Source organism: Pseudomonas chlororaphis subsp. piscium (assembly GCF_003850345.1).
GTDB classification, from domain to species: Bacteria; Pseudomonadota; Gammaproteobacteria; order Pseudomonadales; family Pseudomonadaceae; genus Aquipseudomonas; species Aquipseudomonas piscium.
In genome coordinates, this window is sequence record NZ_CP027707.1 from 1,180,778 (window position 1) to 1,206,907 (window position 26,130).

The following is a 26,130-nucleotide window of genomic DNA, read 5'->3' on the forward strand; positions in this document are numbered from 1 at the left end:
GTGGTTTGCTCGAGGCTGTCTATCGCGAGCAAGCTTCGCTGCTACAGATGTTCCATTGGTATTCAGTGAGTGCACTGCAAGCGGTACAGCGCATTGGCCAGGGCAATGTCTTCCAGGCCCAGGCCGATGGAGCGGAAGAACACGTGGCGCCCCGGCTCCGGTCGTTGGGCCAGGTCGCTGAGCAGTTCGGGCAGGTCGCCGAGAATCGCGGCCTTGTCCCAGCCATGCCGTTCGCCGGCGATCAGCATCTCGCCGGCCGAGCCGGGGGTGGTCTGACGATAGTCGCAATACACCTGCATGTCCTTCAGCGCGGCGGGCGGTACTTCATGGGCCCGCGGCGCGTTGGTGCTGATGGAGGTGATCAGCGCTGGCTTGTGCAAGGTTCGCGGGTCGATCACCGGGCTGGCGGAGGAGGTGCAGAGCATGATGACGTCGGCGTCCTGCAGGGCATCATCGAGCTGGCTGACGATCTGCAGGCGCGGATCGAGGGCCTTGAGGTGCGCGATGTCCTCGGCGGATTTGCCGGCCAGGCCAGGGGAGTACAGGCGGATGGACTGCCACTCGCGCAGGGCTTTCACGTAATGCAGGTGCGCCTGGGCCACGGGGCCGCTGCCGATGATCGCCAGGTGCTGGGCAGCGGCCGGCGCCAGGGCATCGACGGCCACGGCGGTGGTGGCCGCGGTGCGCGCGGTGGTCAATTCGCCAGCGTCACACAGCAGCAGCGGCTGGCCGCTGTCCATGGACATCAGCAGGGTCCAGGCGGTGACCAGCGGACCTTCGGCGCGGACGATATAGGGCGAGGTCTTGACCCCGTAGACCCGGTCTTCGGCCAGCACGCCCAGGTAGTTGATGAAGTCCCCGGCGCCCTGGGGAAACTCCACCAGTTGCTGCGCCGGCTGCACGGCAAGCCCGGCGGCCAGGTCGTGGAACAGCTTGCGCAGGATCTGCGGGACGTCGACCTGCGCCAGCAACTGGCGGGCTTGAGACTGGGTAATCACGGAAGGCGTGCTGGACATGCGGGTGCTCCCAAGAAATAAACTAATTTGTCCATTATGGACTTTTAGTTTTGTCGGGCAATATCCAGGCGAAAAAAAACGCAGCCTGTGGTCGGGCTGCGTTTTTTTGCGGGCAGGCTTGTATCTGTAGGAGCGAGGCTTGCCCGCGAGGCGTCATTGCTGACACTGCGCGTTATCGTTCATCGCGAGCAAGCTTCGCTCCTACAACGACGCTGCTCAGGTTTTTGGGCGTTTGCGCTCCACGGGGCGCAGCAGCTCGGTCGGCGGCATTTCGCAGCTGATCTTGCGGCCCAGCAGCGCTTCGATCGACGGCAACTGATAGGAGTCGTCCTCGCCGGCGAAGCTGATGGACACGCCGTCGGCGCCAGCCCGGCCGGTACGGCCGATACGGTGCACGTAGTCGTCCGGCACTTCCGGCAGGGTGAAGTTGATCACGTGGCTGATGCCGTCGATGTGGATGCCGCGACCGGCGACATCGGTGGCCACCAGCACGCGGATCTTGCCTTCGCGGAAGCCTTCCAGGGTCTTGATGCGCTTGTGTTGCGGCACGTCGCCGGACAACTGGGCTGCGTTCACGCCGTCGCGTACCAGGCGTTCTTCGATGCGCCGCACTTCATCCTTGCGGTTGGCGAAGACCATGACCCGTTCCCAGCCGTTGTCGTTGACCAGGTTGTACAGCAGCTTGTACTTGTCGGCGCCGGCCACCGCGTAGATGTGCTGTTCGACATTGGCGTTGGCCACGTTCTCGGCTTCGATCTCGACGATCGCCGGGTCGGTGGTCCACTGCTTGGCCAGGTTCATCACGTCGTCGGTGAAGGTGGCGGAGAACAGCAGGGTCTGGCGTTCGCTTTTCGGCGGGGTCTGGCGAATGATCTGGCGTACCTGGGGGATGAAGCCCATGTCGAGCATGCGGTCGGCTTCGTCCAGCACCATCACTTCGACCATGTCCAGGTGCACGTCGCCGCGCTGGTTGAAGTCCAGCAGGCGGCCCGGGGTGGCCACCAGGATGTCGCAATGGCGGGCTTCGAGGTGCTTGAGCTGTTTGTCGAAGTCCATGCCGCCGACAAAGGTCATCACATTGAGACCGGTGTACTTGGTCAGGCTGGCCGCATCCTTGGCGATCTGCACCACCAGTTCGCGGGTTGGCGCGATGATCAGCGCCCGCGGCTCGCCCATGTAGCGCTCTTTCGGCGGCGGGGTCTGCAGCAGCTGGGTGATGATCGAGATCAGGAACGCGGCGGTCTTGCCGGTACCGGTCTGGGCGCGGCCGATGGCGTCTTTGCCGGCCAGGGTGAAACCCAGTACCTGCGCCTGGATCGGCGTGCAGTAGGGGAAACCCAGGTCGTGGATCGCGTGCATCAGTTCCGGCGCGAGTTTGAAGTCGTGGAAGCGGGTCTTGCCTTCCTGCGGTTCGACGACGAAGTCTTCCAGTTTCCAGGTGCTCACCGGTGGTTTCGGTGCACGTGGGCGGCGCGGCTGTTCGGCCTTGGGCTTGTCGCTGCGCGGCGCGGTCTGGGCCGTCGGGGCGGCTGGGGTCACCGGCTCTGGCTTGGCCACGGGGGCAGGCGCGGTCCGTTCCGGCTGATGGCCGTCGGTACGGCTGCTGGGGCTGGAGGAAGATGGGCTGGAGCCTGGCGCGAGCTGCTCAGCCTCGCTTTTACCGAAGATTTTCTTGAGTGCTTTGAGCACGGTCATCTCATCAATTGGTTAAGGAATGTACGCCGGGCAGTGTAATGCAAGAATCGGGCGCGGCGTAGTGGATTGCTCAACGGGCTACCGAACTTATCGATTCAGCGCAAACGCTCGCCGAGCCAGGCGCCGATATCGCGAATTTCTTCGGGTAACACTTCGTGCCCCATTGGGTATTCATGCCATGTCGCGGTGACACCATGGTGCTTCAGGTACTCGTAGGCGGTACGGCCCATGGAGTTCTGCACCACTTCGTCGTACTGGCCGTGCAGGCACAAGGTCGGAATCCGCTGCTGGCTGGCCGACAGTTCGAGTTCATCGCTGAAGGTCGGGGCATAGGTGGAGAGGGCAAGTACGCCACCCAGCGGACCCTGCCATTTAAGGAAGGCGGTGTGCAGGACGACAGCACCACCCTGGGAAAAACCGGCGAGGAAAATCCGCGAAGGGTCTATTCCGCTGGCGCGCTGTTCTTCGATCAGGTCGGACAGGCGTTTTGCCGACTCCTCCAGCTGTTCACGGTTGATCGCGCGCGCCGGGCTCATGGCCAGAATGTCGTACCAGCTGGGCATGGCATAACCGCCATTGATGGTCACGGCGCGGGTCGGTGCCTGGGGCAGGACGAAGCGGGTGGTCAGCAGGCTTTCCTGCAGTGCTTCGGCCACCGGCAGGAAGTCGTAGCGGTCGGCGCCCAGGCCATGAAGCCAGATCACACAGGCATCGACGGGCTTGCTGGGCTGAAGAATCAAGGGCTCGGTCATGGTTGCTCCAAATGTGTGCGCACGCGCCCAGGCGGTGCGTGATCGAGGTGCGCGGTCGGTTGATCAGTGAAGAAGATGTCGCAAGGCTGCAAGTTTTGCTCTTGACCCCTGCCGGAACCGCTTTAGCCGGCACTCTGGTACGGGCTTTGCTATAGCCGTTGCGTGAAGTGATTGCGTTCACTCTGCCGGTAACACTATCAGGCTACTGGCGGGTGTGGGATAGCAAAGATCCGATGATGGACGTTCGCCAGTGGCCGCTACGGGCTTCGCGAACATGCAAGGGCTACAGCCCGTTCGGTCGCTTGGTGAGTATGGGTTTTCTCTTAAATGGATTTTCTCCTACTAGACTCATAGCTAAAGTCCTACGCCGCTTGACCCCATAAAAAGCCAACACGGGTCAACAGCGCCTCATAAGGGTGCGGCAGGACTCAAGCTCCGACACAACAAGAGCAAAACTGGAGGTTTGAATGAAGATGTTGAAATCCACCCTGGCTGTGGTCACGGCCGCCGCGGTACTGGGCATGAGTGGCTTCGCACAGGCGGGTGCGACCCTGGATGCCGTGCAGAAGAAAGGCTTCGTGCAGTGCGGTGTGAGCGACGGTCTGCCGGGCTTCTCGGTACCGGACGCCACCGGCAAGATCCTCGGCATCGACGCCGACGTCTGCCGCGCCGTGGCCGCCGCGGTATTCGGCGACGCGACCAAAGTGAAATTCAGCCAGTTGAATGCCAAGGAGCGCTTCACCGCGCTGCAGTCGGGCGAGATCGACGTACTGTCGCGCAACACCACCTGGACCAGCTCCCGCGATTCGGGCATGGGCCTGGTGTTCGCCGGCGTGACCTACTACGACGGCATCGGCTTTTTGGTGAACAACAAGCTGGGCGTGAAGAGCGCCAAGGAACTGGACGGCGCGACCATCTGCATTCAGGCCGGTACCACCACCGAGCTGAACGTGTCCGACTACTTCCGTGGCAACGGCCTGAAATACACCCCGATCACCTTCGACACCTCCGATGAAAGCGCCAAGTCGCTGGAATCCGGCCGTTGCGACGTGCTGACCTCCGACAAGTCCCAGCTCTACGCACAGCGCAGCAAGCTGGCGACCCCGACCGACTACGTCGTGCTGCCGGAAACCATCTCCAAGGAGCCCCTGGGCCCGGTGGTGCGTAAAGGCGACGAAGAGTGGTTCAGCATCGTCAAGTGGACCCTGTTCGCCATGCTCAATGCCGAAGAGGCCGGCATCACCTCGAAAAACGTCGAGGCCGAAGCCAAGTCCACCAAGAACCCGGATGTCGCTCGTCTGCTGGGCACCGACGGTGAATACGGCAAGGACCTGAAGCTGCGCAAGGACTGGGTAGTACAGATCGTCAAGCAAGTCGGCAACTACGGTGAAGTGTTCGAGAAGAACCTCGGCAAGAGCACTCCACTGGCCATCGACCGCGGCCTGAATGCGCTGTGGAACAACGGCGGCATTCAATACGCACCACCTGTGCGCTGATGGTTCTATCACCCGGTGGGCCAACCACCGGGTGATGTTCTGTTCCATTATTCCTGGGGCACTTCATGCAAAATTCAATCGGCGCACCAAAGCAGAGGCTCAGTCTCAGCGATCCACGAGTGCGTGCGTGGTTATTCCAGATCGTCACGATTGTCGCGGTGATCTCGCTGGGCTGGTTCCTGTTCAACAACACTCAAACCAACCTCGCGCACCGGGGGATTACTTCCGGTTTCGACTTCCTCGAGCGCAGCGCCGGCTTCGGCATCGCTCAGCACCTGATCTCCTACACCGAAGCGGACAGCTATGCCCGGGTGTTCGTGATCGGCCTGCTCAATACCCTGCTGGTCACCTTCATCGGCGTGATCCTGGCGACCATCCTCGGTTTCATCATCGGTGTGGCGCGCCTGTCGCAGAACTGGATCATCAGCAAACTGGCGACCGTGTATGTGGAAGTGTTCCGCAACATTCCGCCGCTGCTGCAAATCCTGTTCTGGTATTTCGCGGTGTTCCTGACCATGCCGGGGCCGCGCAACAGCCACAACTTCGGTGACACCTTCTTCGTCAGCAGCCGCGGCCTGAACATGCCGGCGGCCTTGATCGCCGACGGTTTCTGGCCGTTCGTGATCGGCTTAGTGGTGGCGATTGTCGCCATCGTGCTGATGTGCCGCTGGGCCAACAAGCGCTTCGAAGAAACCGGCGTGCCGTTCCACAAGTTCTGGACCGGCCTGGCGCTGTTCCTGGTGATCCCGGCGCTGTGCACGCTGGTATTCGGCGCCCCGCTGCATTGGGAAATGCCGGAGCTCAAGGGCTTCAACTTCGTCGGTGGCTGGGTGCTGATCCCGGAACTGCTGGCCCTGACCCTGGCCCTGACCGTCTACACCGCGGCGTTCATCGCCGAGATCGTGCGTTCGGGGATCAAGTCGGTGAGCCATGGCCAGACCGAGGCGGCCCGTTCCCTCGGCCTGCGCAACGGTCCGACCCTGCGCAAGGTGATCATCCCGCAAGCCTTGCGAGTGATCATTCCGCCGCTGACCAGCCAATACCTGAACCTGGCGAAGAACTCGTCCCTGGCGGCCGGTATCGGTTACCCGGAAATGGTTTCGCTGTTCGCCGGTACCGTGCTCAACCAGACCGGCCAGGCCATCGAAGTCATTGCCATCACCATGAGCGTGTACTTGGCGATCAGCATCAGCATTTCCCTGCTGATGAACTGGTACAACAAGCGCATTGCGCTGATCGAGCGGTGAGGAAACGCGCATGAGCACTCATATTTTCAAACCCGACATGCCACCCCCTCACAGCAGCATCGGGATAGTGGCGTGGATGCGGGAACACATGTTCTCCAGCTGGATCAACACCCTGCTGACCCTGTTCGCCTTCTACCTGATCTACCTGGTGGTACCGCCGATCCTCAGCTGGGCGATTTTCGACGCCAACTGGGTGGGCACCACCCGCGCCGACTGCACCAAGGACGGCGCCTGCTGGGTGTTCATCCAGCAGCGCTTCGGCCAGTTCATGTACGGCTACTACCCGGTGGACCTGCGCTGGCGCGTGGACCTGACCGTGTGGCTGGCGGTGATTGGCGTGGCGCCCTTGTTCATCGCCCGGGTTCCGCACAAGGCCATCTATGGCCTGAGCTTCCTGGTGCTGTACCCGATCATTGCCTATAGCCTGCTGCACGGTGGCTATCTCGGCCTGAGCAACGTGGCGACCAGTCAATGGGGCGGCCTGATGCTGACCCTGGTGATCGCCACTGTCGGCATCGTCGGCGCCTTGCCGCTGGGCATCGTGCTGGCATTGGGACGACGCTCGAACATGCCGGCGATTCGTGTGGTCTGCGTGACCTTCATCGAGTTCTGGCGTGGCGTGCCGTTGATCACCGTGCTGTTCATGTCCTCGGTGATGCTGCCGTTGTTCCTGCCCGAAGGCATGAACTTCGACAAGCTGCTGCGGGCGCTGATCGGGGTGATCCTGTTCCAGTCGGCCTACATCGCCGAAGTGGTGCGCGGCGGCCTGCAAGCGATTCCCAAGGGGCAGTACGAAGCGGCCGCGGCCATGGGCCTGGGCTACTGGCGCAGCATGGGCCTGGTGATTCTGCCGCAAGCCCTGAAACTGGTGATTCCCGGCATCGTCAACACCTTCATCGCCCTGTTCAAGGACACCAGCCTGGTGATCATCATCGGCCTGTTCGACCTGCTCAACAGCGTGAAACAAGCCGCCGCCGACCCGAAATGGCTTGGTATGGCCACCGAAGGTTATGTCTTCGCGGCCCTGGTGTTCTGGATTTTCTGTTTTGGTATGTCCCGCTACTCCATGCATCTGGAGCGTAAGTTGGACACAGGCCACAAGCGTTAGGAGTATCTCCATGAGTGAAGCGATCAAAAAGCCTGTGGGCCCTGAAGGCATTATTCAGATGCAGGGCGTGAACAAGTGGTACGGCCAGTTCCACGTGCTTAAGGACATCAACCTCAACGTCAAGCAGGGCGAGCGTATCGTCCTGTGCGGGCCTTCGGGCTCGGGCAAGTCCACCACCATCCGCTGCCTGAACCGCCTGGAAGAACACCAGCAGGGCCGCATCGTGGTCGATGGCGTTGAGCTGACCAACGACCTCAAGCAGATCGAAGCGATCCGCCGTGAAGTCGGCATGGTGTTCCAGCACTTCAACCTGTTCCCGCACCTGACCATTCTGCAGAACTGCACCCTGGCGCCGATGTGGGTACGCAAGATGCCCAAGCGCAAGGCCGAGGAAATCGCCATGCATTACCTGGAGCGCGTGCGCATTCCGGAGCAGGCGAACAAGTACCCGGGCCAGCTCTCTGGCGGTCAGCAGCAGCGTGTGGCGATTGCCCGGGCGCTGTGCATGAAGCCGAAGATCATGCTGTTCGACGAACCGACGTCGGCCCTCGACCCGGAGATGGTGAAAGAGGTGCTGGACACCATGATCGGCCTGGCCGAAGACGGCATGACCATGCTCTGCGTGACCCACGAAATGGGCTTCGCCCGCACCGTGGCCAACCGGGTGATCTTCATGGACAAGGGCGAAATCGTCGAACAGGCGGCGCCTAACGACTTCTTCGACAACCCGCAGAACGAGCGGACCAAGCTGTTCCTGAGCCAGATCCTGCACTGATCCAGGCATTGGCTTGGAAAATGAACCCGGCCTGGCGCCGGGTTTATTTTTGCCTGGCGTTCATGAAGTCGCGAGGCGCGGCTGCTGTGGCTCGTTGTCGGTCGCCGCTGGGGCCTGCTGCGCGCTGAGGGCATGCACCTCGGCCATCAGTTCGGGATGACGATCGAGCAGGCGCATCAGCATGAACAGCGGCTGGGGCGGGGCGACCTCGCCGCGTTCGTAGCGGGAGAAGGCGTTATGCCCGCCGCCGGAGAGCAGCCTCACTGCATCCTTCTGCGAAAGGTGCAGTTTGCGGCGGATGCGCTTCATCTCGCTGGCCATGAACTGCCGGCAGTCCTCCAGCAACTGGTCGCCGGCGCTGGCGTAGCGTTCGGCGCTGGCCGCGTCGAATTCGACTTCCCCGCAGGCCTGGCATTCCCAACCATCCAGGCCGTCGACCTGCCGCAGCAGGTGCTTGTAATCGATCAGCTCGCTGCGATTGTTGAACGGCTGCATGCCGGTCGGGGCACCGCAGCTGACGCATTGTCTTTGTTTCATGGGTGTTTCTCCTTGAAGGAGATCACTGGGGGACCGCCGCCGGGGCGATAAGTGACTTTGATGTACAGTTCCACGGAATCGATGTGGGTGTAATACACGTCCTGCCAGATTCGATGATCGAGATAGCTGGTCATCGACTTGTAGAGCATTTTCCCCTGCAGCCCGGCAACCACCTGCTGCATGTCCCGGCAGGTCAGGCCGAGGTGCCGGCCGCTGACCAGGGCGGTTCGGGTAAAGGCTGCGGCCCCTAGCCGGGCGACATCCGCCTTGATCACCGACAGGTCGTAATGAGGTGTGTGCTTTTCCATAAGACACCTGGAGTCGAGATGAAATTACCCTTAAAGGGTTTTTTTGGCAATCGGATTTCCTTTCCGCTTGCTACCTTCGTGCATCGGCTTTGTTGTTCACCCACGCGAAGCTGACTAATATGCCAAAAAAATTCATCCGATGATTGGATGAAAAGGCGACGGCATATGACAGAAGTTTCTCCTTTGATTAAGCGTTCCCTGGTCGATCAGGCCCTGGAACAGCTGCGCCAGCGCATCAATGACGGTGTATGGAGCATCGGCCAGCGCCTGCCGACCGAGCCGGAGCTGGCGGCGGAACTGGGCATCAGCCGTAATACCGTGCGCGAAGCCATGCGGGTCCTGGCGTTTTCCGGATTGGTGGAGATTCGCCAGGGCGACGGCAGTTACCTGCGCGCGGTGGTCGATCCGCTGGACACCCTCAAGGCCCTGTCCCAGTGCTCCCTGGAGCAGGCACGGGAAACCCGGCAGATCATCGAGACGGAGGCCATCGGCCTGGCGGCCCTGCGGCGTACCGACCAGGATCTGCTGGCGTTGCGCGAAGCCCTGGCCCTCAGCGGCGATCACTATCACGGTGATCTGGAGAGTTACATCGCCTGCGACCTGGTGTTTCACGGGCGCCTGGTGGACGCCGCGCATAACCCCACCCTCAGCGAGCTGTACCGCTATTTCTCCAGCGTGGTCGGCGCGCAACTGCGCCAGACCCTGAGCATCCATCCCCGGCGCCAGGCTGTGTTCGATCTGCATATCGACCTGCTGGATGCCGTCGAGCAGCGTGACCCGGAGCGGGCCAAGGCCATTTCCCGGCAACTGATCAATGAACCTTGAGACCGAGAGCACCATGTCCAGCCACCAGGCCAATAACCCGCCACCTATTGCCGTCCCTCGACGCGAGGCCGAGCTCGAAGAACTGTTGATCGACGCCGAGGCCGACGATGCCGAGGTCCAGCAGGGCCACCCGGCGCCGAGTCGCCCGTGGCTGTTGCTGCTGGGGCTGATCCTGGTGGCGCTGAACCTGCGCCCGGCGCTGTCGAGCATGGCGCCGCTGCTCAGCGAGGTGTCGCGCAGCCTCGGGCTGTCGGCGGCCCAGGCCGGCCTGCTGACCACCTTGCCGGTGCTGTGCCTGGGTCTGTTCGCCCCGCTGGCCCCGGTGCTGGCGCGGCGCTTCGGTGCCGAGCGGGTGGTGCTCGGCATTCTGCTGACGCTGGCGTGCGGGATCATCCTGCGCAGTTCCCTGGGGGACGTCGGGCTGTTCGCCGGCAGCATCCTCGGTGGCGCCAGCATCGGCGTGATCGGGGTGTTGCTGCCGGGCATCGTCAAGCGCGACTTCGCCAAACACGCGGGCACCATGACCGGGGTCTACACCATGGCCCTGTGCCTGGGCGCGGCGATGGCCGCGGGGGCGACCGTGCCCTTGAGCCAGCACTTCGATAGCAGCTGGGCGCTGGGCCTCGGCTTCTGGGCGTTGCCGGCGCTGGCGGCGGCGCTGTTCTGGCTGCCCCAGGTCGGCAAGCGGCAGGGCGCGCACCATGTGGCCTATCGGGTGCGTGGTTTGCTGCGCGACCCGCTGGCCTGGCAGGTGACGCTGTACATGGGTTTGCAATCCTCGCTGGCCTATATCGTGTTCGGTTGGCTGCCATCGATCCTTATCGGTCGCGGCCTGAGCCCGACCCAGGCCGGGCTGGTGCTGTCCGGTTCGGTGATCGTCCAGCTCGCCAGTTCGCTGGCCGCGCCCTGGCTGGCGACGCGGGGCAAGGACCAGCGCCTGGCGATCGTGGTGGTGATGCTGCTCACCCTCGGCGGTCTGTTCGGCTGCCTGTATGCCCCGATCGACGGCCTGTGGGGCTGGGCGATCCTGCTGGGCGTGGGGCAGGGCGGCACCTTCAGCCTGGCGCTGACTCTGATCGTTTTACGTTCGAAGGACGCCCATGTGGCGGCCAACCTGTCGAGCATGGCCCAGGGTATCGGTTATACCCTGGCCTCCATGGGCCCGTTCGCGGTCGGCCTGGTGCATGACTGGACCGGTGGCTGGACGGCCCTGGGCTGGATTTTCGCGGTGATCGGCCTGGGGGCCATAGTCGCCGGCCTGGGCGCTGGGCGTTCGCTCTATGTACAGGTCGAAAGCGAAAAGATCTGACCCACCCCACTGTCGGTATTTGCGTGGCGAATGCCGATAGTGTTTCCCGGGTTTGCAGACTATCGTGCAGGCATCTTTCCCTGAGTCGGAGCCTGTTTCATGAGTGATGCCCACCGCGCCTTGATCACTGAGTTCTATAGCGCCTTCCAGCGTCTGGATGCCGAGGCCATGGCCGCCTGCTACACCGAGGATGTGCTGTTCAGTGATCCAGCGTTCGGCGAACTGCGTGGTCGCGATGCCGGTGACATGTGGCGCATGCTCACTACCCGGGCCAAGGACTTCTCCCTGACCTTCGACAAGGTCCGCGCCGACGAGCGCAGCGGCGAAGCCCACTGGGTGGCGACCTACCTGTTCAGCCAGACCGGCAATACCGTGGTCAACGATATCCAGGCGCGTTTCGTGTTCCGTGACGGCAAGATCTGCGAGCACCACGATCATTTCAATATGTGGCGCTGGGCTCGCCAGGCCCTGGGCACCAAGGGACTGATCCTCGGCTGGACCCCGCTGCTGAAAAACGCCGTGCGCGCCCAGGCCCGCAAAGGCCTGAAAGCCTTCCAGGCCGGCCGCTGAATCCTCGCCTCTGGTAAGATCGCGGCTTGTTATCCACACGCCGCGATCACCGTGACCCGCTCCAGCGAATCCCCCGCCAACGACTTCGAGCCTGTATCCGTGGTGAGCAAACCCTGGTTTGTCTACCTGGTGCGCGCCGCCAACGGTGCCTTGTACTGCGGCATCAGCGACGACCCGGTCAAGCGTTTCGCCAAGCACCAGAGCGGCAAGGGCGCGCGCTTCTTCCTCTCCAGCCCGGCCGTCGCGCTGGTCTACACCGAAGCCTGCCGCGACAAGAGCGAAGCCCTGCGCCAGGAACGTCTGATCAAGAAACTCCGGAAAAGCGCCAAGGAGTGCCTGGTGGCCAGTTCGGGCCTGGCCATCTGATCCCGCCGGAGCCGGGTTCTCACCCCTGAAGCCAGCGCAGCAGGGCTTTTAGATTGTTCAGAACCGGATTGTTACTTTGTAGTGCTTGGCTCCAGTCGATGACGATAGCGGCCAGGAAAACCTGAAGAAAGGCCAGGCCGCCGACTATCCAGGCATAGAATCGATTGAACTTCAGATTTTCAAATTGCACTTGATCGTTGCTGAGTGACTTTCGTTGAGCAATGCGTTTTTTCAGTACTTCGACTTTCGCGGTCAGTCTGTTCAGTTCGTCTTCTGCTTCGGCTCGAAAGACCCGGCAATAGTATTGCTCGGTGAACTGCATCAAAGCCTCTATTTTTTCCTCGATGCGTTCAATCTGTAGATTCGCTTCCAGTAGAACTTGCAGGCTCTCGGAGGTGTTCTGGCTTATGGTCGAAAGGACAGGGTTTACAATGTCTCGGCATTGGTTGTACTGATGCCAGACTTCCTTTATTAATGATAAATTTAGATGGTCGGCTAAGTAGTCTCTTATGTTGTCAGGGTCAACGAGGCTATCAATGAAGAATGCATCTATGTTTAATGAGCTTAAGGATAAGTCATATATATAGTTGGCGAAGCATGTCTCGTCGCTGTAATGGTTGTATTCGGCGCTAGGGTACCGGCTGATCAGGTTGTAATGGTTATAGTCACTGCTGGCGTAGCGGTTAATATATTGATCAGGGTACTCGCTTTTGAGCTGCCCAGTGGTGATCCGTGTTCGTATTTCTGAGCTGATAGACCAAAGCTTGAATAGTTTTTCTGCGACCTGATGAGCATCACCGACAATCTTGTTAACTCCCTGAATCAGTTGTTCCTCTACATAGTGACTGGAGCGAACGATTCGGAAGTTTCGCGAGAAGGGATTTGCTGTTTTGAAGGCATGGTAGTCGATGATTTTTGACGTGTTTATGTTGAACAGTTTATTTTGGAAATTGGCCCTCAAGAAAAAGTCGAGCGATAGATAGGTGACGCTGTTGGTCAGCTCAATGGTAGTGATAGTACAGGTCCTGAAGGCCTTGGTCTTTACGGATATCCGACTTGGGTCATAAGGGTAGGTGTCATTGAAGGGGATATAGCCAAGTCCTTTAACCGCAAAAATAGCTGTCTCGGTGTGCGGGATTGAACTTTCAGGGCCTTCCTCATGGTGAGGGAACTCCTTTTTCTGAAACCATTCGCGAAGAGACATCAATTCGCTAGGAGTGATGGGGGTGATGATATTTACTGCTCTCCATTGTCCTGGCCCCTCCAGAATACTTGCCTGGTCATAAACAACCGTATTCACCTTCGGGTAAAGAAGGTCTGTTGAACAGAAGAAGAAATGGCTCTTGAACGAGTAAGTAAATAGTTTGGGGAACTTGCAAGTGAGTAGGAATAAAAAGCGGGTGTAATACGCCAGTACGGGTTTCTTGTGCTTAATGGCCAAAGGCTGGATTCCCTATCATGCTCAGGCTGCTGGTCTGGTGAAGCGCGGTGCCCGATCAGTGTCGGTGATGGATGGTGATCAGACAGGTTATATAGGCTGTCCGGTCTTTGCACGCTAAGCTGGTTATTCCTACTTATCCGGTGGAACCCCAGCATGTCAGAGTTGATTCTGCATCATTACCCGACCTCTCCTTTCGCGGAAAAAGCCCGGCTGTTGCTCGGCTTCAAGGGCTTGTCCTGGCGCTCGGTGAAGATCTCGCCGGTGATGCCCAAACCCGATCTCACCGCGCTCACCGGCGGTTACCGCAAGACCCCGGTGTTGCAGGTCGGAGCCGACATCTATTGCGACACGGCGCTGATCGCCCGGCGGCTGGAGCAGGAAAAGGCCTCGCCGGCGCTGTTTCCCGAAGGACGGGAAATGGTCAGCGCGACCTTCGCGGCCTGGGCCGACTCGGTGGTGTTCCAGCATGCGGTGAGCCTGGTGTTCCAGCCTGAGTCGGCGGCCGTGCGTTTCGGCCATTTGCCGCCGGAAGCGGTCAAGGCCTTCATGGCTGACCGCGCCGGGCTGTTCAGCGGTGGCAACTCCACCCGGGTGCCGCTGGAGTTGGCCAAGCATCAATGGCCGACGCTCATGGCGCGCCTGGAGCAGCAGTTGCAGCGCGAGGAGGGCGACTTCCTGTTCGGCGATCCGTCGATTGCCGACTTCGCCATGGCCCATCCCCTGTGGTTCCTCAAGGGCACGCCGGTGACCGCGCCGCTGGTGGACGCCTATCCTGCGGTGGCGGCATGGCTGGCCCGGGTGCTCGGTTTCGGTCATGGCGCTTCGAGTGCCATGACCTCCGAAGAGGCGCTGGAAGTGGCGCGCAGGGCTACACCGGCAGCTTTGCCGGATGAAGTCTTCATCGATCCGAACGGTTTCCAGGCTGGCCAGCGGGTGCGGATCGCGGCGACCGACTATGGCGTCGATCCGGTGGAGGGGGAGTTGCTGTTCGCCGGGCGCGAGGAGTTGATCCTGCGTCGCGAAGACCCGCGCGGCGGGGTGGTGCATGCGCACTTCCCGCGTTTCGGGTTCCGCATCGAGGCGCTGTAAGGCTGCTGACTTATCGCGAGCCAGCTCGCGCCTACAGGAATGTGGCGAATCTGTAGGCGCGAGCGGTGAGAGTTCTAGCGCTGCAACGCGGCCATGATCTGATCCGGGTCGTAGGTGCGGATCAGCGTGCCGTTCACATCGAGGATCGGAATTCCCCGTCCACCCAGGGCTTCATAGGCCTTGCGCGCCTCGGCATCCTTCTCGATATCGAACTCGCGAAAGGCAATGCCCTTCTGATCGAGAAAGCGCCGGGTGGCCTTGCAGTAGCCGCACCAGTCGGTGGCGTAGAGCACCACCCGGGCATTGGCCCGGACCTGCTCCGAGGCGGCCTGCGAGGGGGTGAACAGGCGCTCGAGCTTGCCCCAGTTCTGGTACGCCACGACCACCAGCAGGATCAGCAGGAATTTCTTCAGCACGCCCTGCAGCATCAGTTGCGGCGCTTGAGCTGATCGGTCAGTTGGGTCGGCAGGCCCTTGATGATCAGGGTCCCGGCTTCCTCGTCATACTCGATCTTCGAGCCCAGCAGGTGCGCCTCGAAGCTGATGGACAGGCCTTCGGCCCGGCCGGTGAAGCGGCGGAACTGGTTGAGGGTACGCTTGTCCGCCGGGATCTCCGGCGACAGGCCGTAGTCCTTGTTGCGGATGTGATCGTAGAACGCCTTGGGGCGGTCCTCGTCGATCAGCTCCGAGAGCTCTTCCAGGCCCATGGGTTCGCCGAGCTTGGCCTGGCTGCTGGCGTAGTCCACCAGGGTCTTGGTCTTTTCCCGGGCGGAGTCTTCCGGCAGGTCTTCGCTTTCGACGAAGTCGCTGAACGCCTTGAGCAGGGTACGGGTCTCGCCCGGACCGTCGACGCCTTCCTGGCAGCCGATGAAGTCGCGGAAGTACTCCGAGACTTTCTTGCCGTTCTTGCCCTTGATGAACGAGATGTACTGTTTCGACTGCTTGTTGTTCTGCCACTCGGAGACGTTGATCCGCGCGGCCAGGTGCAGCTGGCCCAGGTCCAGGTGGCGGGATGGGGTTACGTCCAGCTCGTCGGTCACCGCCACGCCTTCGCTGTGGTGCAGCAGGGCGATGGCCAGGTAGTCGGTCATGCCTTGCTGGTAGTGAGCGAACAGCACGTGGCCGCCGACCGACAGGTTGGATTCTTCCATCAGCTTTTGCAGGTGCTCGACCGCGACGCGGCTGAAGGCGGTGAAGTCCTGGCCGCCGTCGAGGTATTCCTTCAGCCAGCCGCTGAAGGGAAACGCGCCGGACTCCGGGTGGAACAGGCCCCAGGCTTTGCCCTGTTTGGCGTTATAGCTTTCGTTGAGATCGGCGAGCATGTTCTCGATGGCCGCGGATTCAGCCAGTTCGGAATCGCGGGCGTGCAGAACTGCGGGTGTGCCGTCGGGTTTTTTGTCGATCAGGTGGACGATGCAATGGCGGATCGGCATGGGCTTCTCGGCTGGTTGGCGGGAGAGGGCGTGGCTCCCCGAAAAAGTGCCCAGTGTACCGCACCCGCTGGTTTTGGCGCTGTTTGAAGGGTGTGGAAGGCGGCTTGGGTCAAGCTTATGCATTTTTTTTCGGATTTAGAGCAATAAAGCTGACCAAATGGCTAGGTAGAGGCGGATATTTCCCCGTCTCTGTGCTAGTTTTGCCCCGTCTTACGCGATGTCTCGGCGTTAAGCGTGCATTCAGCATTTGTCAGGTCGAACCAAACCCTGATTTCGGTATCTATAACCCCGATCTTTCGTGGTTGTGACCGGGGTGCCAGATCCACAAGATCTGGCTCGATGGCTGACACTGCACTCTGCAATCCAAATGAATTTGATAGGGAAGGAACACCACAATGGCTATTACTAAAGACCAACTGATCGCTGATATCGCTGAAGCTATCGACGCGCCGAAAACCACCGCGCGTAACGCTCTGGACCAACTGGCCCAAATCGTTGCTGATCAATTGGAAAATGGCGGCGAAATCACTCTGCCAGGTATCGGCAAACTGAAAGTGACCGAGCGTCCTGCCCGTACTGGCCGTAACCCATCGACTGGCGCTGCCATCGAAATCGCTGCCAAGAAAGTTATCAAGCTGGTTGTGGCTAAAGGCCTGACCGACTCGATCAACAAGTAAGACTGCAGTAAGACCGTGCCTCGGAACACTTCCGGGCACGGTTTTTAGGCTTTAAGGCCGCAACGATTTACGCAAGGTAAATCGCCGTTTTTCCCCTCGTACTATCCCTCTGAACCCAACGCTCCTGGCGCCAGGCCTGTTGCTGTGCCTTGTCCTTGAAGGTCCAGGCGACGAAGCGGCTCTGTTTTTGCCCCTGTGACATCTCCACTACCTGGCTCTCCAGTGCCCCGGCCTTTTTCAGCGCGGTCTGAATCGCCGGCAGGTTCGAGGCTTTCGACACCAGGGTGCTGAACCACAACACCTGTTGCGCCACCTGGGTGCTTTCGCCGATCAGTTGGGTCACGAAGCGCGCTTCGCCACCTTCGCACCACAACTCCGCGGCCTGGCCGCCAAAGTTCAGCACCGGCAGCTTGCGCTTGGGATCGGCCTTGCCCAGGGCTCGCCATTTGCGCTGGCTGCCGCGCGTGGCTTCCTCCAGGGAGGCATGGAACGGCGGATTGCACAGGGTCAGGTCGAAGCGTTCGTCGCTTTCCAGCAGCCCCAGCAGGATCTGTTTGCGGTTGGCTTGCTGGCGCAGGCCGATGGCCTTGTTCAGGCCGTTGGCCTGGACGATCGCCTTGGCGGCGGCGAGGGCGGTGGTGTCGATGTCGGAACCGAGGAACTGCCAGCGGTAATCGGAGTGGCCGATCAACGGGTAGATGCAGTTGGCGCCGACCCCGATGTCCAGCACCCGCACCGCCGCGCCACGGGGAATTACACCTTCGTTATGCGCGGCCAGCAGGTCGGCCAGGAAGTGCACGTAATCGGCGCGACCGGGTACCGGAGGGCAGAGGAAGTCGGCCGGAATGTCCCAATGGGCGATGCCGTAGAACGCCTTGAGCAGTGCCCGGTTGAACACCCGCACCGCCGCCGGGTTGGCGAAGTCGATGCTCTCCTTGCCGTAGGGATTGATGATCACGAAAGCCCCCAGCTCCGGGGTGCTCTTGATCAACTGCGGAAAGTCGTAGCGGCCTTGATGGCGATTGCGCGGGTGCAGGCTGGCCTTTTCCCGTGGCGCGACGGCCTTGGCCGGAGCAGCGGGTTGAGGCTTTTTGCGCGGAGCTTTGGGAGGGCGGGGGGCGGTCATGGGCGAAATCGGTTCGGGTATGGCTCAAAGTGGCGCGCATTGTCCCATATCTGCCTCGGTGACGTGGCCTCTGTAGGAGCGAGGCTTGCCCGCGAAGCGTTATCCCTGGCACACCGCGTTTTCCTTTATCGCCAGCAAGCTGCGCTCCTACAGAGGCATCAGCTTTTCGGTCGGGCACAAAAAAGGGAGCCCTTTGCAGGGCTCCCTTTTTCTTACCGCTCGAATTGCCGTTACAGGCTGGAGATCCGTGCGTGCTGCTCGGCCAGCTTGCCCAGAGCCTGTTCGGCTTCGGCCAGTTTGGCGCGTTCCTTGTCGATCACTTCGGCCGGGGCCTTGTCGACGAAGGCGGCGTTGGACAGCTTGCCGCCGACCCGCTGCACTTCGCCTTGCAGGCGCTGGATTTCCTTGTCCAGGCGCGCCAGTTCGGCCCCCTTGTCGATCAGGCCGGCCATCGGCACCAGCACTTCCATCTCGCCGACCAGGGCGGTAGCGGACAGCGGTGCTTCGTCGCCGGCTTGCAGCACGGTGATCGATTCGAGTTTGGCCAGCTTCTTCAGCAGGGTCTCGTTTTCGCTCAGGCGGCGCTGGTCTTCGGCGCTGACGTTCTTCAGGAACAACGCCAGTGGCTTGCCCGGGCCGATGTTCATTTCGGCACGGATGTTACGGGTGCCGAGCATCAGGCCCTTGAGCCATTCGATGTCGTCTTCGGCGGCCTGGTCGATGCGCGCTTCAACGGCCACCGGCCAGGGTTGCAGCATGATGGTCTTGCCCTGGATGCCGGCCAGCGGCGCCAGGCGCTGCCAGATTTCTTCGGTGATGAACGGCATGAACGGGTGGGCCAGGCGCAGCGCCACTTCCAGCACGCGCACCAGGGTGCGACGGGTGCCGCGCTGGCGCTCGACCGGCGCGTTTTCGTCCCATAGCACTGGCTTGGACAATTCCAGGTACCAGTCGCAGTACTGGTTCCAGATGAACTCGTACAGCGCCTGGGCCGCCAGGTCGAAACGGAACTGGTCCAGTTGGCGGGTCACTTCGGCTTCGGTGCGCTGCAGCTGGGAGATGATCCAGCGGTCGGCCAGCGACAGCTCGTAGGCTTCGCCGTTCTGACCGCAGTCTTCGCCCTTGTCCAGCACGTAGCGTGCGGCGTTCCAGATCTTGTTGCAGAAGTTGCGATAGCCTTCGACGCGGCCCATGTCGAACTTGATGTCGCGGCCGGTGGATGCCAGCGAGCAGAAGGTGAAGCGCAGGGCGTCGGTGCCGTAGCTGGCGATGCCGTCGGCGAACTCCTGGCGGGTCTGCTTCTCGATCTTCTTCGCCAGTTGCGGCTGCATCATGCCGGTGGTGCGTTTCTGCACCAGGGCTTCGAGCTCGATACCGTCGATGATGTCCAGCGGGTCAAGGACGTTGCCCTTGGACTTGGACATCTTCTGGCCCTGGCCGTCGCGTACCAGGCCGTGTACGTACACGGTCTTGAACGGAACCTGCGGTGTGCCGTCTTCGTTCTTCACCAGGTGCATGGTGAGCATGATCATCCGGGCGACCCAGAAGAAAATGATGTCGAAACCGGTCACCAGCACGTCGGTCGGGTGGAAGGTCTTGAGGAACTCGGTCTGCTCCGGCCAGCCCAGGGTGGAGAAGGTCCACAGGCCCGAACTGAACCAGGTGTCGAGGACGTCGTTGTCCTGTTGCAGTGCAATCTCAGGCCCGAGGTTGTGCTTGGCGCGCACTTCGGCTTCGTCGCGGCCTACATAGACCTTGCCCGACTCGTCGTACCAGGCTGGGATGCGGTGGCCCCACCACAGCTGGCGGCTGATGCACCAGTCCTGGATATCGCGCATCCAGGAGAAGTACATGTTTTCGTACTGTTTTGGCACGAAGGCGATGCGGCCGTCTTCCACGGCGGCAATGGCCGGCTCGGCCAGGGGCTTGGTGGAGACGTACCACTGGTCGGTCAGCCACGGCTCGATGATGGTGCCGGAGCGGTCGCCTTTCGGCACTTTCAGGGCATGGTCGTCAACGCTGACCAGCAGGCCGGCGGCGTCGAACGCAGCGACGATTTCCTTGCGCGCCTGGAAGCGGTTGAGACCGGCGAACTCGGCCGGGATCTTGCCGTCGATGCTTTCGTTCAGCGTGCCGTCCAGGTTGAACACCTGGGCGGCAGGCAGTACTTCGGCATTCTTGTCGAAGATGTTCAGCAGCGGCAGGTTGTGACGCTTGCCGACTTCGTAGTCGTTGAAGTCGTGGGCCGGGGTGATCTTCACGCAGCCGGTGCCGAACTCAGGGTCGCAGTAGTCGTCGGCGATGATCGGGATGCGACGACCCACCAGCGGCAGTTCGACGAACTTGCCGATCAGCGCCTTGTAACGCTCGTCTTCCGGGTTAACGGCCACGGCGGAGTCGCCGAGCATGGTTTCCGGACGGGTGGTGGCAACGATCAGGTAGTCCAGGCCTTCAGCGGTCTTGGCACCGTCGGCCAGCGGGTAGCGCAGGTTCCACAGCGAACCTTTTTCGTCGTGGTTTTCCACTTCGAGGTCGGAGATCGCGGTGTGCAGCTTGGTGTCCCAGTTGACCAGACGCTTGCCGCGGTAGATCAGGCCGTCTTCGTGCAGGCGCACGAAGGCTTCTTTGACGGCTTCGGAAAGACCGTCGTCCATGGTGAAGCGCTCGCGGCTCCAGTCCACGGACGAGCCCAGGCGGCGGATCTGACGGCTGATGTTGCCGCCGGACTGATCCTTCCACTCCCAGACTTTCTCGAGGAATTTTTCCCGGCCCAGATCGTGACGATTCTGGCCCTGGGCTTCGATCTGACGCTCCACCAGCATCTGGGTGGCGATACCGGCGTGGTCGGTACCCGGTTGCCACAGGGTGTTGCGGCCCTGCATGCGGCGGAAGCGGATCAAGGCGTCCATGATCGCGTTGTTGAAGCCATGGCCCATGTGCAGGCTGCCAGTGACGTTCGGTGGCGGAATCATGATGGTGTACGAGTCGCCCGCGCCTTGCGGGGCGAAGTAATTCTCTGACTCCCAGGTCTGATACCAGGAAGTTTCAATGGCGTGCGGCTGGTAGGTCTTATCCATGCGCGGCGGGACCCTATTGGCATTTATTCAGGAAAAGCCGGGAAGTATAGCGGGGATGAACCGATGCGCGTAGAGCAGGCTGACGGCGGGAGGGCGAAAAGTACTCGATGAACGGGGATTTTTGCTTGGTATCCGGCGTTATCGCGGGCAAGCCTCGCTCCTACAGATGGCTGGTGACCTGTAGCTGCGAGGTTTGTCCGCTGAATAAGGCAGGGGGTCAGGCGTCGTACTGGCTCAGCAGGCGATCCATTCGCGCGTCGAGGCGGCGCTTGATCTCGGTTTCGATATGCGGGGCGAAGTCGTCGATCACGTCTTGCATGATCAGTTGCGCGGCGGCGCGCAGTTCGCTGTCCAGGTGCAGCAGGGCATCCTGGCTCTTGGGCGCTGGCGCTGGTGCGGGTTTTGGTGTCGGTGCCGGTGTAGGGGGTGGGGCGGCAACTACGGGAGCAGGTTGCGGTTCGGCTACCGGAGCGGGGGCTGGTTGTGGTTCTGCCGGCGCCTCTTCGAGGGTTTCGACGGCAGGCTTGCCGCCGACCATATCGAACAGCAGTGGTATCTGCACTTCGCCGTCGACGGTCTCGGTCAGCAGCGGAGGTTGCAGGTCGTCATCGCCGAGCAGTTGGCGGATGGACTCGAGGTCATCCAGCAGGTGCGCGGACTTTTGCAGCGGTTTGGGAGTGTCCATCGATGGCTCAGAGTCGCTGTAAACGGTGATCTTGCAGAGGATAGCCCTGTTCGCGGTAGAAACGGAAACTCTCGCGAGCAGCCTGGCGGATAGTCGGGTCTTCCACCACCACTTCGGCGATGCGGGCAAAACGCTGGGCAAATGGCGGGACCTTCAGGTCCAGGTTGACCAGCAGGTCATGGTGCTCGCCGGGGTCGTCGCCGAGGCCGAGAACAATCAGGCCATCCGGTTCGCTTTCGGCAGGACCGTGAGGCACGAAGGTTTCGCCCTTGAAGCGCCACAGCCGGGCATCGAGTTCATCGCGCTGGGCCGCGTCGCTGCAATGCAGGTAGATGCGATGCCCCATGCGCCAGGCCTTGTCGGTGAGCTTGCAGGCGAAGTCCAGGCGCGCCGAAGGATCCGCGCTGGGAAGGATATAGAAGTCGACTTTGGTCATTGCGGTTCCTGAACCCGGGAGTGCGCCGCGTGTGGGCGACGCACCCCGAGGTCATAGGTTTCAGGCTTTGGCGCGGTCCAGCAGGTACTGGGTCAGCAGGGGAACCGGACGGCCAGTGGCGCCCTTGTCCTTGCCGCCGCTGGTCCAGGCGGTACCGGCGATATCCAGGTGCGCCCAGTTGTACTGCTTGGTGAAGCGCGACAGGAAGCAGGCAGCGGTGATGGTGCCGGCTTTCGGGCCACCGATGTTGGCGATGTCGGCGAACGGGCTGTCCAGCTGTTCCTGGTACTCGTCGAACAGCGGCAGTTGCCAGGCACGGTCGTCAGCCTGAACACCGGCGCTCAGCAACTGGCCGATCAGCTCGTCGTTGTTGCCCAGGAGGCCCGAGGTATGGGCGCCGAGGGCGACCACGCAGGCACCGGTCAGGGTGGCGATGTCGATCACCGCCTGTGGCTTGAAGCGCTCGGCGTAGGTCAGGGCATCGCACAGCACCAGGCGGCCTTCGGCGTCGGTGTTGAGGATTTCCACGGTCTGGCCGCTCATGGTGGTGACGATATCGCCCGGACGCGAAGCGGTGCCGCTCGGCATGTTCTCGGCGCAGGCCAGGATGCACACCAGGTTGATCGGCAGCTTGAGTTCCAGCACGGCACGCAGGGTACCGAACACGCTGGCGGCGCCACCCATGTCGTACTTCATTTCATCCATGCCGGCGCCAGGCTTGAGGCTGATGCCGCCGGTGTCGAAGGTGATGCCCTTGCCGACCAGGGTGTACGGCTTCTCGGATTTCTTGCCGCCGTTGTATTGCATGACGATCAGGCGTGGCGGCTGGGCGCTGCCCTGGCCCACGGCATAGAACGAGCCCATGCCCAGTTCCTTGATCTTCTTCTCGTCGAGGACTTCGACTTTCAGGGCCTTGAATTCCTTGCCCAGGGCCTTGGCCTGTTCGCCGAGGAAGGTCGGGTGGCAGATGTTCGGTGGCAGGTTGCCCAGGTTGCGGGTGAACGCCATGCCGTTGGCGATGGCCTTGGCGTGGGCCACGGCGCGCTCGACTTCGGCCTGCGCGGCCTTGATGGTCAGCAGGGTGACTTTCTTCAGGGCGCGGGGTTCGGCCTTCTGGCTCTTGAACTGGTCGAAGCTGTATTCGCCGTCCACCAGGGTTTCAGCCAGCAGGCGGGTCTTGCCGTAGCTGTCGCGGCCCTTGACCACGATTTCGTCCAGCGCCAGTGCGGCATCGCTGCCGCCCAGGCCCTTGAGGGTATTGAGGATGCCACTGACGATTTTGCGGAACGGGCGGTCGCCCAGTTCGGCGTCCTTGCCGGTGCCGACCAGCAGGACACGTTCGGCTTTCAGGTTCGGCAGGGCGTGCAGCAGCAGGCTTTGGCCGACCTTGCCATCCAGGTCGCCGCGCTTGAGTACCGCGCTGATGGCGCCGCCACTGAGCTCGTCGAGTTGTTTGGCAACGCTGCCGAGCTTGCGGCCTTCGCCGACGGCGACCACCAGGGTGGCGGTCTTCAACGTTTCCGGGCTAACGCTTTTTACAACCAGTTCCATGTCCGGGTCCCTGAATTAATGGTCAAAGAGCGCAGGGCCTATGCCGTGCGCCAGGCTTGTCATGTATGCAGCTTTTATTAAGAGAAGAGGCGTCGGCAGTGGCCAACGACAGGGCCGCCAGTTTGAACCCGGGCGGTCGAGGCTGACAACCCTCCCATGAGCGAACTTCGCCGCTTTAGAGGCCTGCGTGAGCATGCGCAGTGACAGGCGCATGCAATCACAGGATAATGCGCCATCTTTTTCGGCGGCTCGGCTTCACGGGCCGTGTTTGCTTGTTTGGCCGCCTTAGCCTGACAACCCTGGAGTGTCTGGTTTGATCGTCTTCCGTTATCTATCCCGCGAAGTGTTGCTGACCCTGAGCGCCGTGAGTGCTGTTCTGCTGGTCATCATCATGAGCGGACGCTTCGTCAAATACCTCGCGCAAGCGGCCTCGGGCGCACTGGACCCAGGCTCGCTGTTCCTGATCATGGGGGTCCGCATGCCGGGCTTCCTGCAATTGATCCTGCCCTTGGGGCTGTTCCTCGGCATTCTGCTGGCCTATGGCCGTCTCTATCTTGAAAGCGAGATGACCGTGCTCTCGGCCACCGGCATGAGCCAGCAGCGCCTGCTGGGCATGACCATGATTCCGGCGACCCTGGTCGCGCTGATCGTGGCCTGGCTGAGCCTGAGCCTGGCGCCCCAGGGGGCCAACCAGTTCCAGCTGATCCTCAACAAGCAGGATGCACTGACCGAATTCGACACCCTGGTGCCAGGCCGCTTCCAGGCCCTCAACGACGGCACGCGGGTGACCTACACCGAGCAGCTGTCCGATGACCGGACCAACCTCGGTGGCGTGTTCATTTCGGAAAAACGCCTGAGCCAGGAGAAGAAGGATCAGGGCATCTCGGTGCTGGTGGCGGAGAAGGGGCACCAGGACATTCGCCCGGACGGCAACCGTTACCTGATTCTGGAAAACGGTTATCGCTACGACGGCAACCCGGGCCAGGCCGATTACCGGGTCATCAAATACGATACCTACGGCGTGTTGCTGGCCAAGCCGGACGTCAGCGACGAAGTCACCGATCGCGACGCCATGCCTACCCGCGACCTGATCGGCAACCCGGACCTGCGCGCCCATGCCGAGCTGCAATGGCGTATTTCCCTGCCGTTGCTGGTGTTTGTCGTGACCCTGATGGCGGTTCCGCTGTCCCGGGTGAACCCGCGCCAGGGCCGCTTCCTCAAACTGCTGCCGGCGATTCTTCTTTATATGGCTTACCTGACCATCCTGATCGCGGCCCGTGGCTCGCTGGAAAAAGGCAAGCTGCCGCAAGCACTGGGCCTGTGGTGGGTACACGGACTGTTTCTATTGATTGGCCTCGGATTGCTGTACTGGGAACCCTTGCGTCTGAAACTGGCGAGCCGCCGCAGCATGAAGGAGGTGGCTCGTGGTTAAGCTCGATCGCTACATCGGTAGCAGTGTCCTGCTGGCCATTCTGGCAGTACTGGGGATTATTCTCGGCCTGGCATCGCTGTTTGCCTTCATCGACGAGATGGGCAGTGTCAGCGACAGCTACACCGTGATGGACGTGCTGAGTTTCGTCGCGCTGACGGCGCCTCGCCGGCTCTACGAAATGCTGCCGATGGCGGCCCTGATCGGCTGCCTGATCGGCTTGGGCAGCCTGGCCAGCAACAGTGAACTGACCATCATGCGCGCCGCCGGTGTATCCGTCGGGCGGATCGTCTGGGCGGTGATGAAGCCGATGCTGTTCCTGATGGTGGCGGGCGTGCTGATCGGCGAGTACGTCGCTCCCGCCACGGAAAGCCAGGCACAGGCCAGCCGGGCGCTGGCCCAGGGTTCGGGCGATGCGCAAAGCTCCAAGCACGGCCTGTGGCACCGTCAGGGCGAGGAGTTCATCCACATCAACGCCGTGCAGCCCAACGGCCTGTTGTATGGCGTGACCCGTTATCACTTCGACGATCAGCGGCACATGCTGTCCTCGAGTTTCGCCCGCCAGGCCCGCTTCGAAGAGAGCTACTGGCAACTGAGCGACGTCACCACCACCTATTTCCGTGAAGGCCATACCGAGGTCATCAGCGTCCCGCAGGAACGTTGGGACGTGGCCTTGAGCCCGCAATTGCTGAGTACTGTGGTGATGGCGCCGGAATCCCTGTCGATCAGCGGTCTGTGGGGCTACATCCACTACCTGGCCGACCAGGGCCTGAACAACGGTCGCTACTGGCTGGCGTTCTGGGTCAAGGTGTTGCAACCGCTGGTCACCGCGGCCCTGGTATTGATGGCGATCTCGTTCATTTTCGGCCCGTTGCGTTCCGTGACGCTCGGCCAGCGGGTATTCACCGGCGTGCTGGTGGGGTTCACCTTCCGCATCGCCCAGGACCTGCTGGGTCCGTCGAGCCTGGTATTCGGCTTCTCGCCGCTGTTCGCGGTGCTGGTTCCCGCCGGGATCTGCGCCCTGGCCGGGCTCTGGCTGTTGCGCCGGGCCGGCTGACCGGCGCCAATGACGCCACTCGCAAGAGAAACGCCCCTGTCGAAAGACCGGGGCGTTTTGCGTTTATGCACCACTGACAGGCGAACGTGACGCTCGCGTCGTCTATCAGGTACAATTCCCGGCTAT

General features: G+C 61.6%; 25 protein-coding genes. 12 read left to right on the forward strand and 13 right to left on the reverse strand.

Translation table 11 applies throughout. The features are described from left to right. Positions 1–62 precede the first annotated feature (62 nt). From C4K38_RS05320 to C4K38_RS05330, 3 genes are all read right to left on the reverse strand, one after another. Positions 63–1,016: an ornithine cyclodeaminase family protein gene (locus tag C4K38_RS05320; protein WP_053277548.1), complete on the reverse strand. Its 954-nt coding sequence runs from the start codon at positions 1,014–1,016 to the stop codon at positions 63–65. Positions 1,017–1,232: 216 nt separating this feature from the next. Next, entirely contained in the window at positions 1,233–2,711 is a 1,479-nt protein-coding gene (gene rhlB / locus C4K38_RS05325; protein WP_053277549.1) for an ATP-dependent RNA helicase RhlB, read from the reverse strand. Between the two features lie 95 nt (positions 2,712–2,806). Next, positions 2,807–3,463 carry an alpha/beta hydrolase gene (locus C4K38_RS05330; RefSeq protein ID WP_053277550.1) on the reverse strand — a complete coding sequence of 219 codons (657 nt, stop codon included), beginning with the start codon at positions 3,461–3,463 and terminating at the stop codon, positions 2,807–2,809. Positions 3,464–3,930: 467 nt separating this feature from the next. Between C4K38_RS05330 and C4K38_RS05335 the strand changes: the two genes are divergently transcribed. The 4 genes from C4K38_RS05335 to C4K38_RS05350 all read left to right on the forward strand — a co-directional run bounded on the left by C4K38_RS05335 (position 3,931) and on the right by C4K38_RS05350 (position 8,089). Beyond that, a complete protein-coding gene (locus C4K38_RS05335) occupies positions 3,931–4,959 on the forward strand; it encodes an amino acid ABC transporter substrate-binding protein (RefSeq protein WP_053277551.1) in 1,029 nt (342 codons plus the stop codon). Positions 4,960–5,024: 65 nt separating this feature from the next. Further along, positions 5,025–6,206, forward strand: coding sequence for an amino acid ABC transporter permease (locus tag C4K38_RS05340; RefSeq protein WP_053277552.1), 1,182 nt, complete (start codon positions 5,025–5,027; stop codon positions 6,204–6,206). A 10-nt stretch (positions 6,207–6,216) separates the two neighbouring features. Next, on the forward strand, positions 6,217–7,314 hold the full coding sequence (locus tag C4K38_RS05345; protein WP_053277553.1) for an amino acid ABC transporter permease: 1,098 nt from the start codon (positions 6,217–6,219) through the stop codon (positions 7,312–7,314). A gap of 10 nt (positions 7,315–7,324) precedes the next feature. Beyond that, positions 7,325–8,089: an amino acid ABC transporter ATP-binding protein gene (locus C4K38_RS05350; RefSeq protein ID WP_009047107.1), complete on the forward strand. Its 765-nt coding sequence runs from the start codon at positions 7,325–7,327 to the stop codon at positions 8,087–8,089. A gap of 60 nt (positions 8,090–8,149) precedes the next feature. Here the strand turns inward: C4K38_RS05350 and C4K38_RS05355 are convergent, their stop codons facing one another. Both C4K38_RS05355 and C4K38_RS05360 read right to left on the reverse strand, forming a co-directional pair. Then, on the reverse strand, positions 8,150–8,626 hold the full coding sequence (locus C4K38_RS05355) for a type II toxin-antitoxin system MqsA family antitoxin (protein ID WP_053277554.1): 477 nt from the start codon (positions 8,624–8,626) through the stop codon (positions 8,150–8,152). Beyond that, positions 8,623–8,934, reverse strand: coding sequence for a type II toxin-antitoxin system MqsR family toxin (locus tag C4K38_RS05360; protein ID WP_053277555.1), 312 nt, complete (start codon positions 8,932–8,934; stop codon positions 8,623–8,625). The genes C4K38_RS05355 and C4K38_RS05360 overlap by 4 nt, the downstream gene beginning before the upstream one ends. A gap of 165 nt (positions 8,935–9,099) precedes the next feature. On the opposite strand from C4K38_RS05360, the gene C4K38_RS05365 reads away from it, so the two are divergent. The 4 genes from C4K38_RS05365 to C4K38_RS05380 all read left to right on the forward strand — a co-directional run bounded on the left by C4K38_RS05365 (position 9,100) and on the right by C4K38_RS05380 (position 12,004). Further along, positions 9,100–9,759, forward strand: a complete 660-nt coding sequence (locus C4K38_RS05365; protein ID WP_053277556.1) for a FadR/GntR family transcriptional regulator — start codon at positions 9,100–9,102, stop codon at positions 9,757–9,759. Further along, entirely contained in the window at positions 9,749–11,068 is a 1,320-nt protein-coding gene (locus tag C4K38_RS05370; protein ID WP_053277557.1) for a CynX/NimT family MFS transporter, read from the forward strand. The genes C4K38_RS05365 and C4K38_RS05370 overlap by 11 nt, the downstream gene beginning before the upstream one ends. 99 nt (positions 11,069–11,167) lie before the next feature. After that, positions 11,168–11,638, forward strand: coding sequence for a nuclear transport factor 2 family protein (locus C4K38_RS05375; RefSeq protein ID WP_009047112.1), 471 nt, complete (start codon positions 11,168–11,170; stop codon positions 11,636–11,638). 51 nt (positions 11,639–11,689) lie between these two features. Further along, entirely contained in the window at positions 11,690–12,004 is a 315-nt protein-coding gene (locus C4K38_RS05380; protein WP_053277558.1) for a GIY-YIG nuclease family protein, read from the forward strand. Positions 12,005–12,023: 19 nt separating this feature from the next. Here C4K38_RS05380 and C4K38_RS05385 read toward each other — a convergent pair whose 3' ends face one another. Further along, positions 12,024–13,445: a hypothetical protein gene (locus tag C4K38_RS05385; protein WP_053277559.1), complete on the reverse strand. Its 1,422-nt coding sequence runs from the start codon at positions 13,443–13,445 to the stop codon at positions 12,024–12,026. A 153-nt stretch (positions 13,446–13,598) separates the two neighbouring features. Between C4K38_RS05385 and C4K38_RS05390 the strand changes: the two genes are divergently transcribed. Further along, positions 13,599–14,534, forward strand: coding sequence for a glutathione S-transferase family protein (locus C4K38_RS05390; RefSeq protein WP_053277560.1), 936 nt, complete (start codon positions 13,599–13,601; stop codon positions 14,532–14,534). Positions 14,535–14,608: 74 nt separating this feature from the next. Here C4K38_RS05390 and C4K38_RS05395 read toward each other — a convergent pair whose 3' ends face one another. Together C4K38_RS05395 and yejK are read right to left on the reverse strand one after the other, a co-directional pair. Continuing rightward, positions 14,609–14,962 carry a glutaredoxin family protein gene (locus tag C4K38_RS05395; RefSeq protein WP_053277561.1) on the reverse strand — a complete coding sequence of 118 codons (354 nt, stop codon included), beginning with the start codon at positions 14,960–14,962 and terminating at the stop codon, positions 14,609–14,611. Next, on the reverse strand, positions 14,962–15,966 hold the full coding sequence (yejK, locus tag C4K38_RS05400) for a nucleoid-associated protein YejK (protein WP_053277562.1): 1,005 nt from the start codon (positions 15,964–15,966) through the stop codon (positions 14,962–14,964). The genes C4K38_RS05395 and yejK overlap by 1 nt, the downstream gene beginning before the upstream one ends. A gap of 395 nt (positions 15,967–16,361) precedes the next feature. On the opposite strand from yejK, the gene C4K38_RS05405 reads away from it, so the two are divergent. After that, complete coding sequence (locus C4K38_RS05405) at positions 16,362–16,643, forward strand: HU family DNA-binding protein (protein ID WP_007932138.1); 282 nt, start codon at positions 16,362–16,364, stop codon at positions 16,641–16,643. A 67-nt stretch (positions 16,644–16,710) separates the two neighbouring features. On the opposite strand, the gene rlmF is transcribed toward C4K38_RS05405, so the two are convergent. From rlmF to C4K38_RS05430, 5 genes are all read right to left on the reverse strand, one after another. Further along, positions 16,711–17,769: a 23S rRNA (adenine(1618)-N(6))-methyltransferase RlmF gene (gene rlmF, locus C4K38_RS05410; RefSeq protein WP_053277563.1), complete on the reverse strand. Its 1,059-nt coding sequence runs from the start codon at positions 17,767–17,769 to the stop codon at positions 16,711–16,713. A 230-nt stretch (positions 17,770–17,999) separates the two neighbouring features. After that, a complete protein-coding gene (locus tag C4K38_RS05415; protein WP_053277564.1) occupies positions 18,000–20,846 on the reverse strand; it encodes a valine--tRNA ligase in 2,847 nt (948 codons plus the stop codon). A gap of 217 nt (positions 20,847–21,063) precedes the next feature. Continuing rightward, entirely contained in the window at positions 21,064–21,531 is a 468-nt protein-coding gene (locus tag C4K38_RS05420) for a hypothetical protein (RefSeq protein ID WP_053277565.1), read from the reverse strand. Between the two features lie 7 nt (positions 21,532–21,538). Beyond that, positions 21,539–21,967 carry a DNA polymerase III subunit chi gene (locus C4K38_RS05425; protein WP_053277566.1) on the reverse strand — a complete coding sequence of 143 codons (429 nt, stop codon included), beginning with the start codon at positions 21,965–21,967 and terminating at the stop codon, positions 21,539–21,541. 60 nt (positions 21,968–22,027) lie between these two features. After that, a complete protein-coding gene (locus C4K38_RS05430; RefSeq protein WP_053277567.1) occupies positions 22,028–23,518 on the reverse strand; it encodes a leucyl aminopeptidase in 1,491 nt (496 codons plus the stop codon). Positions 23,519–23,831: 313 nt separating this feature from the next. On the opposite strand from C4K38_RS05430, the gene lptF reads away from it, so the two are divergent. Both lptF and lptG read left to right on the forward strand, forming a co-directional pair. Continuing rightward, positions 23,832–24,950, forward strand: a complete 1,119-nt coding sequence (lptF, locus tag C4K38_RS05435; protein ID WP_053277568.1) for an LPS export ABC transporter permease LptF — start codon at positions 23,832–23,834, stop codon at positions 24,948–24,950. Next, the gene (gene lptG / locus C4K38_RS05440; RefSeq protein WP_053277569.1) at positions 24,943–26,004 is read left to right on the forward strand and encodes an LPS export ABC transporter permease LptG; all 1,062 of its coding nucleotides are present in this window, start codon (positions 24,943–24,945) and stop codon (positions 26,002–26,004) included. The genes lptF and lptG overlap by 8 nt, the downstream gene beginning before the upstream one ends. Positions 26,005–26,130: the final 126 nt, after the last annotated feature.

What these genes read in the sequence shown, in the direction of transcription:
- C4K38_RS05335 (WP_053277551.1), top strand. Translation starts at nt 3,931, where the DNA reads ATGAAGATGTTGAAATCCACCCTGGCTGTGGTCACGGCCGCCGCGGTA.
- C4K38_RS05360 (WP_053277555.1), bottom strand. Translation starts at nt 8,934, where the DNA reads ATGGAAAAGCACACACCTCATTACGACCTGTCGGTGATCAAGGCGGAT.
- C4K38_RS05355 (WP_053277554.1), bottom strand. Translation starts at nt 8,626, where the DNA reads ATGAAACAAAGACAATGCGTCAGCTGCGGTGCCCCGACCGGCATGCAG.
- C4K38_RS05405 (WP_007932138.1), top strand. Translation starts at nt 16,362, where the DNA reads ATGGCTATTACTAAAGACCAACTGATCGCTGATATCGCTGAAGCTATC.
- C4K38_RS05345 (WP_053277553.1), top strand. Translation starts at nt 6,217, where the DNA reads ATGAGCACTCATATTTTCAAACCCGACATGCCACCCCCTCACAGCAGC.
- C4K38_RS05430 (WP_053277567.1), bottom strand. Translation starts at nt 23,518, where the DNA reads ATGGAACTGGTTGTAAAAAGCGTTAGCCCGGAAACGTTGAAGACCGCC.
- C4K38_RS05425 (WP_053277566.1), bottom strand. Translation starts at nt 21,967, where the DNA reads ATGACCAAAGTCGACTTCTATATCCTTCCCAGCGCGGATCCTTCGGCG.
- C4K38_RS05340 (WP_053277552.1), top strand. Translation starts at nt 5,025, where the DNA reads ATGCAAAATTCAATCGGCGCACCAAAGCAGAGGCTCAGTCTCAGCGAT.
- yejK (WP_053277562.1), bottom strand. Translation starts at nt 15,966, where the DNA reads ATGCCGATCCGCCATTGCATCGTCCACCTGATCGACAAAAAACCCGAC.
- C4K38_RS05330 (WP_053277550.1), bottom strand. Translation starts at nt 3,463, where the DNA reads ATGACCGAGCCCTTGATTCTTCAGCCCAGCAAGCCCGTCGATGCCTGT.
- C4K38_RS05420 (WP_053277565.1), bottom strand. Translation starts at nt 21,531, where the DNA reads ATGGACACTCCCAAACCGCTGCAAAAGTCCGCGCACCTGCTGGATGAC.
- C4K38_RS05320 (WP_053277548.1), bottom strand. Translation starts at nt 1,016, where the DNA reads ATGTCCAGCACGCCTTCCGTGATTACCCAGTCTCAAGCCCGCCAGTTG.
- C4K38_RS05370 (WP_053277557.1), top strand. Translation starts at nt 9,749, where the DNA reads ATGAACCTTGAGACCGAGAGCACCATGTCCAGCCACCAGGCCAATAAC.
- C4K38_RS05375 (WP_009047112.1), top strand. Translation starts at nt 11,168, where the DNA reads ATGAGTGATGCCCACCGCGCCTTGATCACTGAGTTCTATAGCGCCTTC.
- rhlB (WP_053277549.1), bottom strand. Translation starts at nt 2,711, where the DNA reads ATGACCGTGCTCAAAGCACTCAAGAAAATCTTCGGTAAAAGCGAGGCT.
- C4K38_RS05415 (WP_053277564.1), bottom strand. Translation starts at nt 20,846, where the DNA reads ATGGATAAGACCTACCAGCCGCACGCCATTGAAACTTCCTGGTATCAG.
- C4K38_RS05350 (WP_009047107.1), top strand. Translation starts at nt 7,325, where the DNA reads ATGAGTGAAGCGATCAAAAAGCCTGTGGGCCCTGAAGGCATTATTCAG.
- C4K38_RS05395 (WP_053277561.1), bottom strand. Translation starts at nt 14,962, where the DNA reads ATGCTGCAGGGCGTGCTGAAGAAATTCCTGCTGATCCTGCTGGTGGTC.
- rlmF (WP_053277563.1), bottom strand. Translation starts at nt 17,769, where the DNA reads ATGACCGCCCCCCGCCCTCCCAAAGCTCCGCGCAAAAAGCCTCAACCC.
- C4K38_RS05365 (WP_053277556.1), top strand. Translation starts at nt 9,100, where the DNA reads ATGACAGAAGTTTCTCCTTTGATTAAGCGTTCCCTGGTCGATCAGGCC.
- C4K38_RS05390 (WP_053277560.1), top strand. Translation starts at nt 13,599, where the DNA reads ATGTCAGAGTTGATTCTGCATCATTACCCGACCTCTCCTTTCGCGGAA.